The organism is Paenibacillus sp. WLX2291 (assembly GCF_046603665.1).
In the GTDB taxonomy this organism is placed as follows: domain Bacteria; phylum Bacillota; class Bacilli; order Paenibacillales; family Paenibacillaceae; genus Saccharibacillus.
Genome location: NZ_CP176755.1, coordinates 1990664 through 2003057 on the forward strand (window position 1 = coordinate 1990664; position 12394 = coordinate 2003057).

At 48.9% G+C, this 12394-nt stretch carries 14 protein-coding genes; 13 read left to right on the forward strand and 1 reads right to left on the reverse strand.

Going from position 1 to position 12394, the window contains the following annotated elements:
* Positions 1–115 precede the first annotated feature (115 nt).
* From rsmD to ACDE64_RS08605, 3 genes are all read left to right on the forward strand, one after another.
* Positions 116–709, forward strand: coding sequence for a 16S rRNA (guanine(966)-N(2))-methyltransferase RsmD (rsmD, locus tag ACDE64_RS08595; protein WP_411349703.1), 594 nt, complete (start codon positions 116–118; stop codon positions 707–709).
* Complete coding sequence (gene coaD / locus ACDE64_RS08600) at positions 699–1208, forward strand: pantetheine-phosphate adenylyltransferase (protein WP_411346062.1); 510 nt, start codon at positions 699–701, stop codon at positions 1206–1208. The genes rsmD and coaD overlap by 11 nt, the downstream gene beginning before the upstream one ends.
* A gap of 264 nt (positions 1209–1472) precedes the next feature.
* On the forward strand, positions 1473–2504 hold the full coding sequence (locus tag ACDE64_RS08605) for a PDZ domain-containing protein (RefSeq protein ID WP_411349704.1): 1032 nt from the start codon (positions 1473–1475) through the stop codon (positions 2502–2504).
* Between the two features lie 345 nt (positions 2505–2849).
* Here the strand turns inward: ACDE64_RS08605 and ACDE64_RS08610 are convergent, their stop codons facing one another.
* Positions 2850–4070 (reverse strand): nucleotidyltransferase, encoded by a 1221-nt coding sequence (locus ACDE64_RS08610; RefSeq protein ID WP_411349705.1) that lies wholly within the window; start codon positions 4068–4070, stop codon positions 2850–2852.
* A 330-nt stretch (positions 4071–4400) separates the two neighbouring features.
* Between ACDE64_RS08610 and ACDE64_RS08615 the strand changes: the two genes are divergently transcribed.
* The 10 genes from ACDE64_RS08615 (at position 4401) to rnc (ending at position 12364) form a co-directional block, all read left to right on the forward strand.
* The gene (locus tag ACDE64_RS08615; RefSeq protein WP_411346065.1) at positions 4401–4907 is read left to right on the forward strand and encodes a YceD family protein; all 507 of its coding nucleotides are present in this window, start codon (positions 4401–4403) and stop codon (positions 4905–4907) included.
* Positions 4908–4973: 66 nt separating this feature from the next.
* A complete protein-coding gene (gene rpmF / locus ACDE64_RS08620; protein ID WP_367056283.1) occupies positions 4974–5147 on the forward strand; it encodes a 50S ribosomal protein L32 in 174 nt (57 codons plus the stop codon).
* A 440-nt stretch (positions 5148–5587) separates the two neighbouring features.
* Positions 5588–6184, forward strand: coding sequence for a transcription factor FapR (gene fapR, locus ACDE64_RS08625; protein WP_411346741.1), 597 nt, complete (start codon positions 5588–5590; stop codon positions 6182–6184).
* The gene (gene plsX, locus ACDE64_RS08630; protein ID WP_411346066.1) at positions 6168–7151 is read left to right on the forward strand and encodes a phosphate acyltransferase PlsX; all 984 of its coding nucleotides are present in this window, start codon (positions 6168–6170) and stop codon (positions 7149–7151) included. Before fapR ends, plsX begins: the two co-directional genes overlap by 17 nt.
* Before the next feature lie 72 nt (positions 7152–7223).
* Positions 7224–8210 (forward strand): beta-ketoacyl-ACP synthase III, encoded by a 987-nt coding sequence (locus tag ACDE64_RS08635; RefSeq protein WP_411349706.1) that lies wholly within the window; start codon positions 7224–7226, stop codon positions 8208–8210.
* A 33-nt stretch (positions 8211–8243) separates the two neighbouring features.
* Positions 8244–9170: an ACP S-malonyltransferase gene (gene fabD, locus ACDE64_RS08640; RefSeq protein WP_411349707.1), complete on the forward strand. Its 927-nt coding sequence runs from the start codon at positions 8244–8246 to the stop codon at positions 9168–9170.
* Between the two features lie 65 nt (positions 9171–9235).
* Positions 9236–9985: a 3-oxoacyl-[acyl-carrier-protein] reductase gene (gene fabG, locus ACDE64_RS08645; protein WP_411346069.1), complete on the forward strand. Its 750-nt coding sequence runs from the start codon at positions 9236–9238 to the stop codon at positions 9983–9985.
* Positions 9986–10067: 82 nt separating this feature from the next.
* Positions 10068–10301, forward strand: a complete 234-nt coding sequence (gene acpP, locus ACDE64_RS08650; RefSeq protein WP_411346070.1) for an acyl carrier protein — start codon at positions 10068–10070, stop codon at positions 10299–10301.
* A 119-nt stretch (positions 10302–10420) separates the two neighbouring features.
* Positions 10421–11659, forward strand: a complete 1239-nt coding sequence (gene fabF / locus ACDE64_RS08655) for a beta-ketoacyl-ACP synthase II (RefSeq protein ID WP_411346071.1) — start codon at positions 10421–10423, stop codon at positions 11657–11659.
* 12 nt (positions 11660–11671) lie between these two features.
* A complete protein-coding gene (rnc, locus tag ACDE64_RS08660) occupies positions 11672–12364 on the forward strand; it encodes a ribonuclease III (protein WP_411346072.1) in 693 nt (230 codons plus the stop codon).
* Positions 12365–12394 lie beyond the last annotated feature (30 nt).

Below are 12394 nucleotides of genomic sequence, written 5' to 3' on the forward strand. Positions count from 1 at the left end.
AGCACAAACGCATATCATTTTGCAACAGAGGTGGAATATGATACGATAGCGTCGTATATTTGCGTGCGGACATGTACCTTGTCCGAGAACATAATAGAACGGGTGAATGAGTAGAATGAGAGTCATTTCTGGCAGTGCAAAAGGAAGACCATTGAAGGCGGTACCGGGCAACAGTACACGTCCTACAACAGATAAAGTGAAAGAATCGCTATTTAGCATTATCGGTCCGTATTTTGACGGCGGTCATGTATTGGATTTGTTTGCAGGCACTGGCGGACTGGGGATCGAGGCGCTGAGCCGCGGCATGGAGCACGGTGTATTTATTGATATGGAGCATAAAAGTATTGAAGTCGTGAAGAGTAATTTGCAGGCAGCTGCTTTGATTGATCAAGCCGAAGTATATCGCAATGAAGCTGGTCGTGCATTGAAAGTACTGGCAAAGCGCGAGTCGTCCTTTGACCTTGTCTTTCTGGACCCACCGTATCGGATGAAAAACGGCATTGCCTTGATGCAGGAAATGCATGAACGCGGACTGCTGCGCGACGATGCGACGATTGTATTGGAATTTGAGAGCGGTTATGATTATCCGACGGAAGAAGAGCATTTTGTCGGCGTTCGCCAAGCGGTGTATGGCGATACTACGATCCATGTATATCGATATGAATCTGAGTCGCAATCTGAACAGGAGGAGTCTAACGATGAGCAGTAATTCCGGCAGTACGAGACGCATCGCTGTATATCCCGGCAGCTTTGATCCAGTTACGATGGGACATCTGGATATTATTCACCGGGCAGCGCTTCAATTTGACACACTGGTCGTAGCCGTGCTGAACAATGTTAGCAAAAAACCACTGTTCACCGTTGAAGAGCGAGTGGAGCAGCTCAAGCAGGTAACTGCCGATCTGCCCAATGTGGAGATTGATAGCTTCCGCGACCTGCTGGCAAATTATATCCGCCAGCGTGATGCCCATACGATTGTACGTGGTATTCGTTCAGTAACTGATTTTGAATACGAATTGCAAATGGCATCAATTAATCGCGAATTGAATCCAGATGCGGATACGATCTTTATGATGACCAATCCGCGGTATTCGTACCTCAGCTCCAGTATGGTCAAGGAGATTGCGCGCTTTCATGGTTCGGTGTCTGATTTTGTGCCGCCATTGATTGAGCACGAACTACGCATCAAATTTAATACGGCAGAATAAGATAGAGTATCTCGGAATACAGTTTGATTTATATTCTGCTTGTGATGGATTGTTTTTAGTTCAGAGCAGAAGTGGATTTACAGCTTCCGGCATGGCATAATAAACGGGCAGAATATTCAGCGTAGCAGAGAGTTCTGCCCATTATATTAGAACGCTTGCAGCACGTCCGGACAGAGATACTATATCCGGTTTGGCGAAGATATGACTGTAGCGATGGTCGTATGCACTACTTCGTCAGGCAGCAGAGCCGAAGGAGAGAACAGCATGTCCGGCAGACCTTTGACTTCCCCGTTTTCGTCCAAACGAATATGGGCTTATTTGATTTGTTTGCTTATTCTGGTGTACGTGCTTGTCTATATGCCGACACCTTATGTGATCAATGCACCGGGCACTGCCAATGAGCTGAAACCGATCGTAAGCGTATCGGATGGCGATGCTGATGAGAAGGGTACTTTTATGTTAACGACCGTCTCGGTTAGTTATGCGAATATGGCGATGCTGATCGGCAGTGTGTTCGATTCAAATGAGGAGATAGGACCGAAGCCTGCACAGAGTGACCGCAAGGAATACGCAGCTGAGCAGCTGTATTATATGAACAGCTCGCAGTCCAACGCGATTGCCGCCGCTTATACCAAAGCAAAGATTGCTTACAAAGTAGAGCCGCAATACGTGTTCGTGGTGAACGTACCAGAAGGCAATACATGGATTCATGCAGGCGACAAATTCGTGCAGGTGGATGGGCAAAATATCGCTTCTTTTGAGCAATTGGAACGCGTATTGAACAGCAAAAAAGCCGGAGATATAGTCAAAACCGTCATCGACCGCGCAGGCACAACCGTCAACCAGAATATCACGTTAACCCAGTTCCAAAATGCAGATGGTAAAACTCGTGTCGGCTTCGGCGTATCCATCGGTGAAGTGCAGAAGATTATCCCTGATGATCCCGCGCATGAAGTGAAATTTGCCAATACAAGTATCGGTGGTCCATCTGCCGGGCTGATGTTTACACTGGAAATTTACAATCAACTGACTTCAGGTGATCTCACCAGAGGATATCGCGTTGCCGGAACGGGAACGATTGATGCCAACGGTCAAGTGGGCATGATCGGCGGTGTACAGCACAAAGTCGTAGCTGCTCAGAACAACGGCGCGACCATTTTCCTTGTACCGCAAGGCAATTACAATGATGCCAAAGCCCAACTGGATAAAATGCACTCAACGCTAAAGCTAATTCCCGTGAACACGCTGGATGATGCACTACAAGCATTAAGCGAGTTGCCTGCCAAATCTTCATAGATGATACATCAAGAGATGATACATCAAGTCAAACTCGTCAACACATAAAAGGAATAGCGGAAGTAGCATAAAGAAAATACTCGCCCTTTCATTACTTATCAATGAGGGAGCGAGTATTTTCTTTATTTGTAAGCCTACGTACTCTCACAAAAGTTAACGTTGTATCTCGTAGATATTGATTTTGCTAGCCCGAATGTTGATGTCGTTCTTGCACTCGCAAATGTTCATTTCACCTTGCCGAATGATGATTGCCCCTCTTGAATGCGGGTCTTCTTCACTATCAACATCAACAAAAAAACGCTCGACTACAAATTGTGATTCTCCGCCGCAAATGGTCACCCGTTGCTACACTCGCATAGGCGGATGATAATAATCCGAATATAGATCTTTTATCTGCTGAGGCTGAAACCCGGCTGCCTGCATAACAGTCGCGCGAATATCCAGATCCATCTGTATATGCTTCATATCAACCGCACGCATAACAATCGGCAAAGAAGAGGTTTGCTTCATTCTTTTTAACAGCTCCTGCCCGGTTGCCGTAAAGCCAAGCACGCGCAAATATGCAGGTCCCTGTGAGAGCATAGACTCATGCAAAAGATCACGGCGATGTCCAAGCAACAGGTGAGCCAGTAAACGCTGCAAGCGTGCGTACGTATAACGTTTCGTTTTCAAAGAACTGATCAGTTGATGAACAGAACTCTCCGGCAAGGATGGAAGTAGCTTTTTCAGGCGATATTCAATGCCTTCATTCATATCGTAATACTGCTCCAATTCGCTAACCGTAGAAGTTGTGAGAATTTGCAGCAATGGTAACCACAGCTGATTCATATGTACAGGTCCACGTCCGGCATTGCTCTCACGCTGGATAATGTCCATCACGGCAGGTGGAACGTACTGAGCTACCTTTTCCGGTTCATTAAGCAGCATTTGCCGAATGGCGGTAGCGCTGGCAATACGGTCATGCGACGGCTGCATATCATGATACCCGGATTGCTCACGCTGAATAGTGAGCGGAGCGATATTGCTTTGTAGTCGTCGCAAAGCGATCATATATTGCAATCCAAGCGTATTGTTCGGCTGACCAAGCAAGGCGGCGCTTTCTGCTGATAGCAGGTCAGATGCTGTCGCAGCGCGCCCCAGTGCCGCCGGATAGCTCATTCCCTGATCAAGATACTGTCGGATGGATTGTTGCAACTGCGGCGATTCGTCAGTCAGCAGATCCGCCAGCGGACGCAATGCCTCCAATGAGCCGGATTCGCTACCGAACACCAGACTGTCCGTAATGCCTGTAGCGTGAAGCATCGCCACAGCTCCATAAGCAAACCATTCGGCAGGCTGTACAGCATACGCGGACGGAAGCTCCAGCACGAGGTCACAGCCCGCAGACAATGCCATTTCTGCACGCGCCCATTTGCTGAATATCGCAGGCTCGCCGCGTTGGGTGAAACCGCCGCTCATCACCGCAATGATGGCGTCGCAGCCACTCACCTGTCGCGTACGCTCCAGATGCAGCTGATGCCCGTAATGCAGCGGATTGTATTCTACGATCACGCCAGTAACTTTCATAAGGGACAATCTCCTTTTCGTGCCAGATATATGGTAAAATAAAAGGTATGTGCACAAGCGCAATCATGCCTATTACAGAATTCGATCTGCTCGTCGCTCTATTATAACGCATGATCCTTTGCAAGGGTGGTTGCCCCCATTTTGGACGGGAACGTACCGACCGGTTTTGACCTGCTCTTTTTGACCCCAAATGCGAAAAAAGCTAGAAAAACCGCCAGCCCGCGCCAGTAAAGGGAAATACCCTGACAGGCACAAAAATATCTAAAACTTTGATTGACAAAAACAACAATTCGTCGGTATAATAATTTTTGTTTGTTTGGAGTGATGTATATGCAATTCCAATTTCGAAAAATGGCGCAAAGCGATCAGCCGATAGAGTTTCACGAGACGCTTGATACCGGATTTCTAAAATCCGATCGTAATGACATTCTTTCTGCGGAGCCAATGCAGGTTGACCTGCACGCGAAGTACAGAGTGGATCAGGTTGTTGAAGTGAACGCAACGTTGAAGCTTGACCTGCAGGTGGCATGTGCCCGATGCCTGACCCCCGTTAATCTGAATCGAGCATTCAGCGTTCATGAGGAGTTTCGGCACGGTGAAGAACCGGAGAACGTAGCGGAAGAAGACGATACCGTGTTCGTGAATAGCGACACTGTTGATCTTCGACCTTATCTGGAAGAAGCTGCTTTAGTGGATTTGCCGGCAGTGGTTCTGTGCAAGGACGATTGCAAAGGACTTTGCCCGACATGTGGAGTCAACCTGAACGAACAGGATTGTGATTGCGATAACCGACCGATTGATCCTCGGTTGGCAGGGCTCAAAGATTTATTCAAATGATTTGATAACCCTGAGTCAAACCAGGGTGTTAAATGGCACTCAATTAGATGAAGGAGGTGTTTAACGATGGCAGTACCTCAACGGAGAACTTCCAAGACACGTCGTGACAAACGTCGTACACACTTTAAATTGGCAGTACCAGGTATGGTGAAATGCGAAAACTGTGGCGAACTCAAATTGTCCCACCGCGTATGTAAAGTATGCGGAACGTACAAACAAAGAGAAATCGTACAACAGTAATCGTTGGAAAAGGCAGCGCCTCGTCGCTTGATGAGGTGCTGTTTTTTTATGGATTTTGAGCGGTATAGATTCGCCGTATACGTAGCGCTTGAACGATATATACTCTCTAGCATTCTGACCAGATCCATGCGCAAGAAGCCCGTCAGACCGCCATCTGACACCAAAATTACATAATAAGGCGGCACTGCCCCTTTTCTTTTACGAAAATATGCTTTATACTACATTCTTAGTACCAGGTTCTAAAACTAACATTTAAACGTGATCTACTCCAATATCCGGTGTAGCAGCTGTACGCTGCTTGCATGCCGGACCTTTGATGCGCACAATGATATAGAGCAGATAGATGCAATAAATAGATGCCTGAACAACAGTACGGACGTCCGCATAGCCGGACAAACACCATCATGAAAGTGGGGGGAGGCTTCGTGACCATCGAACGATTGCCCAAGCGCCAGCGTCAGCAGCAGCTTGTGAAGATGATAGAGGATAACCCGTTTGTAACCGATCAGGAATTGACCCGCCAGCTAAAAGTCAGTATTCAGACGATTCGTTTGGACCGGATGGAGCTGGGGATTCCTGAGCTGCGTGAACGAATGAAGCTGATGGCTGAGCGATCCTACGATCAGGTCCGATCCCTGCCGCTGGATGAAGTTATCGGTGAGATTGTCGATTTGCAATTGGATCGAAGTGGAATTTCGATCTTTGAGATTCGGGATGAACATGTATTTTCACGTACGCATATCGCCCGTGGTCATCATATTTTTGCCCAGGCGAACTCGCTGGCAGTGGCGGTTATCAACGATGCGATTGCTTTGACTGCTTCGGCGGATCTGCGGTTCGTACGACCGGTCAACCTCGGTGAGAAATGTATCGCCAAAGCCTATGTGCAGTCCAACCCGGCGCGCAAGGGCAAGGCGAAAGTGGAAGTGCTAACTTACGTTGGCGAAGAAATGGTATTTCAAGGCAACTTTGTGATTTACCGATCAGACGGGGGAGAACACGATGAAGGAGGACTTGATCATGCGAATCGCGATTGACGCGATGGGGGGAGATCATGCTCCAGACAGCAATGTCTTAGGCGGATTAGAAGCAGCCAAGGAATGGAAGGATGCGGAGATCATTCTCGTAGGGGACGAGGAACGGATGAAGGCATTGCTGCCGGAGATTCCATCCAACCTGAAGCTGGTACATGCTTCTGAAGTGATTGAACCCGATGACGAACCAGTCAAATCGGTACGACGTAAAAAGGATGCTTCGATGGTCGTTGCTGGTCGAATGGTTAAGGACGGACTGGCAGATGCGATGATCTCGGCAGGGAATACAGGCGCGCTCATGACGACCGGGTTACTCGTCGTTGGACGTATCAAGGGGATTGAACGTCCGGCGCTTGCTCCGATCATTCCAACGATTGACGGAAAAGGCGTACTGGCGCTTGATCTGGGCGCCAATATGGACGCGAAGCCGGAACATCTGGCACAATATGCATTGATGGGTAGCATTTACCGCGAGAAGGTTCAGGGAGTGTCCAATCCGCGTGTAGGTCTACTCAATGTCGGCACCGAAGCCAAAAAGGGTAACGAGCTCGTCAAAGAAGCCTTCCCACTGCTGGAAGCACAGCCGATCAATTTTGTCGGCAATGTGGAATCGCGGGATGTGCTTAACGGCGTGTGCGATGTGCTCGTCTGCGACGGCTTTGCCGGTAATATTTTGCTGAAAGCGATGGAAGGAACGGCAAGTACGATCTTTTCCTTGCTCAAGCAGCAATTTTCCAAATCATTAAAAACCAAGCTGGCAGCAGCGCTTGTGATGCCGGAGCTGCGCGGATTGCGTGATTCGTTTGACTACAAAGAACATGGTGGCGCACCATTGCTCGGTCTGAATGGGCTTGTACTGAAAGGGCACGGTTCTTCCGACGCAAGTGCGATCAAACACGCTGTACGTCAGGCACGGATTGCTATTAGCAATAATTTGGTATCCAGTATTTCGCAGGAAGTAACGGAGTAATGTAATATGCATCATCATAGATCCTTACCAGTCTGATAAGGAAATTCGTATCGATAGAAAAGAGTGACAACGATGAGTGTTTTGCCAATCGGAATTATCGGCACAGGCAAATACGTGCCGGAAAAAATATTGAGCAATGCCGACCTGGAGAAAATGGTCGACACGAATGATGAATGGATCGTTAGCCGTACCGGTATACGCGAGCGTCATATCGCCGCGCCAGACCAGGCGACATCCGATCTGGCGTATGAAGCAGCAATCAAAGCGATCGAAACCGCAGGTTTGACTGCTGCCGATCTCGATCTGATCGTCGTAGCAACCATTACGCCGGATATGTCCTTCCCATCCACCGCTTGCATTTTGCAGGATAAACTAGGTGCCAAAAAAGCAGCTGCCTTCGATCTGTCTGCTGCTTGCTCCGGTTTTGTCTATGCACTCGGTGCAGCGACAAGCATGCTGCAAATGGGCATGTACAAAAACGCACTGGTAATCGGTGCGGATACACTGTCCCGCATTACTGACTACACTGACCGTAACACTTGCGTATTGTTCGGCGATGGTGCTGGTGCAGTAGTCATCGGTGAAGTTGGCGAAGGTCGCGGCTTCAAAGCATTTGACCTCGGTGCCGAAGGCGCTGGTGGCGAACTGCTGAAACTGCCTGCTGGTGGCTCCAGAACACCGGCTTCTGTCGACACACTGGAAGCGAAGCAGCACTTTATCCAAATGAGCGGTCGCGAAGTATTTAAATTCGCAGTGAAAGTGATGAATAAGGCAACTGAGGATGTGCTGAACAAAGCAGGCATTTCCAAAGACGATATCGACCTGTTTATTCCGCATCAGGCGAATGTGCGTATTATCAACTCGGCGATGGAACGTTTGAATTTGACCGAAGACCGGGTTATGATCAATGTGCAAAAGTATGCGAACACATCTGCTGCTTCTATTCCGCTGGCACTTGTTGAAGCGGTAGAAGAAGGACGCATCCAAGAAGGCGACAAAGTGGTTATGGTCGGCTTCGGCGGTGGTCTCACATGGGGCGCATCCGTTATCATCTGGTAATTACGGCAACTGCAATTCAGGAGGTTATTCCGAATGGGTAAAATAGCATTTGTATTCCCTGGACAGGGCGCGCAAAAAGCCGGGATGGCAAAAGACGTCTACGACGCATCCCCGGCAGCAGCGCAGTATTTTGATCAAGCGGACGACGTGCTTGGCTTTGCAATTAGCAAGCTGGCATTTGAAGGTCCAGAAGATGAACTAAAACAAACAGCCAATACACAACCTGCACTGCTGACCGCTAGCATCACCCTGCTGGAAGCACTCAAAGAGCGCAACATCCAGCCAGATTATGTAGCAGGTCATAGCTTGGGCGAGTATAGCGCGCTAGTAGCTGCGGGTGCACTCTCGTTTGCAGACGCGGTTGCGATTGTACGTGCACGCGGACAGTTTATGGAACAAGCGGTTCCTGCTGGTCAGGGCGCAATGGCTGCTGTACTCGGTGCAGAGCGTGAAGCGTTGGCTCAGCTGTGTGCCTCTGTTACAGCGGATGGTCATGCGGTAGAATTGGCTAACGTCAACTGCCCCGGACAGATCGTTGTTTCCGGTACACAGGCTGGTGTGGAAGCCGTATCTGCCCGTGTCAAAGAAATCGGCGGCAAACGTGCGATTGCGCTGGAAGTGAGTGGACCGTTCCACTCTTCTCTGATGGAGCCTGCGGCTCAGCGTCTTGCCGAGCGTTTGCAGGATGTTACGTTCCACAATGCAACCGTACCGGTTGTTGCCAATGTGAATGCAGAGGCAGTATCCAGCGGCGACCAGATTGGCGAGCTGCTGGTGAAACAGGTATACTCTCCTGTATTATGGGAAGACAGCGTGCGTTATATGGTAGAGCAGGGCGTCGATACATTTATCGAGATTGGTCCCGGCAACGTGCTTACTGGTCTGATCAAAAAGATCGACAAAAATGTACGTCTGTTCAATATCAACAGCCTCGAAAGTTTGGAAGCACTGGAAGTATAATGACTGTTCATGTTTGGCAACAGCCATACGTGCAATGAACTTGGTGAAAAGGAGGTGCGTATGATATGAGTAAACCGTTAGAGGGGCAAGTTGCCCTCGTAACAGGCGCTTCGCGCGGCATCGGTCGCAGCATCGCGCTGGCACTAGCATCTGCTGGAGCTGACGTAGCTGTCAACTATGCAGGCAGTGAAGCCGCCGCTCAGGAAACCGTCAAGCAAATTGAGGAACTGGGCGTCAAAGCGATTGCGATTCAAGCAAACGTAGGTATCGTTTCCGAAGCGGATAACCTGGTTAAACAGGTAAGTGAAGCGTTTGGTAAGATCGATATTCTGATTAACAACGCTGGCATCACGCGGGACAATCTGATCATGCGAATGAAAGAGGAAGAGTTTGATCAGGTGATCGAAACGAATCTGAAAGGCGTGTTCAACTGTCTCAAAGCGGTCACGCGTCCGATGATGAAGCAACGTTACGGTCGCATCGTCAACATTTCGTCCGTAGTCGGTGTACTCGGGAATCCGGGTCAAGCCAACTATGTCGCTGCCAAAGCAGGCGTTATTGGTCTGACGAAGGCATCGGCACAAGAGCTAGCTTCGCGTGGCATCACAGTCAACTGTGTAGCACCTGGTTTTATCGCTACCGATATGACGGATGAGTTGAACGAAGAGCAGCGCGGTCGTATTCTCGGTCAGATTCCGCTTGCTCGTCTTGGCAATCCGGATGAAGTCGCTCAGGTGGTATCATTCCTGGTGTCGCCAGCTGCTTCTTACATGACGGGTCAAACGTTACACGTCGATGGCGGCATGTACATGTAAGATTCAGGATGTGCTTACAGATGCCTGTATGGATTTTTAAGTATAATTTCCGTATAATAACTTGGAAGAGGAGGTGAAACGGATGTCCGATGTTTTGGAACGTGTAAAACGCATCGTCATTGACCGCTTAGGTGCTGACGAAGCTGATATTAAATTGGAGTCTTCTTTCAAAGACGACCTTGGCGCAGATTCCCTTGATGTAGTGGAACTCGTTATGGAACTTGAAGAAGAATTTGATATTGAAATTTCTGATGAAGACGCGGAGAAAATTACGACCGTAGGTGAAGTTGTGAACTACATACAATCTCATACCTAAGGCTCAAAAGTCCCGTTACCTGCAAATTGATTTTGCGGGTCGGGACTTCTCCTCATTCATGGCGTCTCTTGGATCTGAATACAAAATATACACATGCAGTCGATATGAGGTGAATGTGTTTGAAGCATAGAGTGGTAATTACAGGTCTCGGAGTCACAACAGCTCTGGGCAAAGACAAAGATACATTCTGGAACAATCTGATGGCAGGTAAGTCTGGAATCACTCCAGTAGAGGGATTCGATGTTAGTAACTACACGACCCGCATTGCTGGTCAGGTACATGACTTTAATCCCGAAGATTATCTGGAACGCAAAGAAGCACGCAAACTGGATCGATTTGTTCAATTTGCAGTCGCTGCTACAGCGGAAGCACTGAAGGACAGCAAACTGAATGTACGCGAAGATACAGATACAGAACGAGTTGGTGTTATTATCGGCTCCGGTATCGGCGGTCTGGGTACATTTGAAGATCAGCACAGCGTATTATTGGAAAAAGGTCCAAAACGCGTAAGTCCGTTCTTTATTCCGATGATGATTGCCAATATGGCTTCTGGTCAAGTGTCGATCATTCACGGAGCAAAAGGTCCAAACGTAGCACCGGTAACGGCATGCGCGAGCGGTAGCCATGCGATTGGCGATGCGTTCAAGTATATTCAATCCGGCGAAGCGGATGTGATGATCACAGGCGGTGCCGAAGCGACGATTCGTCCAACCGGTATGGCGGGCTTCTGCTCCATGCGAGCGATGTCCACACGCAATGATGACTACACAACAGCAAGCCGTCCATTTGATACTGGACGTGACGGATTCGTTATGGCGGAAGGATCAGGCGTACTGATTCTGGAATCACTGGAGCATGCCCAGAAGCGCGGTGCGCACATCTATGCCGAAGTGATCGGTTACGGTCTGAGTGCAGATGCGTTCCATATGACAGAACCGAACCCAGATGGTCCGGCGCGTTGTATGAAGATGGCACTGCGTACAGCTGGCATCCAGCCGGAAGACGTTCAATACATCAATGCACATGGTACATCGACTCCAGTCGGCGACAAATCCGAGACGAAAGCGATCAAAATGGCGATGGGCGACCACGCGTACAAGATGGCAGTTAGCTCGACCAAATCGATGACAGGTCACCTGCTCGGCGCAGCCGGCGGTGTGGAAGCGGTTATCTGTGCACTGTCTCTGGAAAATCAGATTATCGCACCAACGATCAATCTGCATGACCAGGACCCTGAGTGCGATCTGGATTATGTTCCAAATGAGGCACGTAAAGCTGATTTGAATGTGGTTATGTCCAACTCTTTTGGATTCGGGGGACACAATGCCTCGATCGTCCTGAAGAAATTTGAAGCGTAAGGGGTCAGTTTCTTGAACGGAGATGTGAAACAGCTACAGCAACAAATTCAAATTCAGTTCCATAACCGCCAGCTGCTCAAACAGGCGTTCACACATGCTTCGTATGTGAATGAACATCGCTTCAGTCAGCATCAGGATAATGAGCGTCTGGAGTTTCTAGGCGATGCGGTTCTGGAACTGACGGTGTCGGAGTATCTGTATAATGAGTATCCAGATCGGCCAGAGGGCGAGCTAACGAAGCTGCGTGCAGCAATCGTTTGCGAGCCTTCGCTGGTCAAGTTCGCGGAAGCACTTGATTTTGGACGTTATGTTTTGCTTGGCAAAGGGGAAGAACTGACCGGTGGACGTCAACGTCCGGCGCTGCTGGCAGACGTATTTGAATCCTTTATCGGTGCGCTGTATTTGGATCAAGGTCTGGATGCAGTGAAATCTTTTCTGGAAAAGTACGTATTTTCAAGCATTTCGCCTGGCGGACAACTTCAGATGATGGACTTCAAAACCGAATTACAGGAATTCACCCAGCATCATAATATGGGTGTATTGGAGTACCGGATCATCGAGGAAAAAGGCCCTGCCCATGAGCGGGAGTTTGTCTCGGAAGTCTACATGGGAGATGAAAGCCTTGGCCAGGGCTCAGGACGTTCCAAAAAGGAAGCGGAGCAACGCGCAGCAGCAGCTGCACTGACCCGGTTAAAGCTGAAATAACATCTCTTTCTTTTCTGGCGATTACAGGAC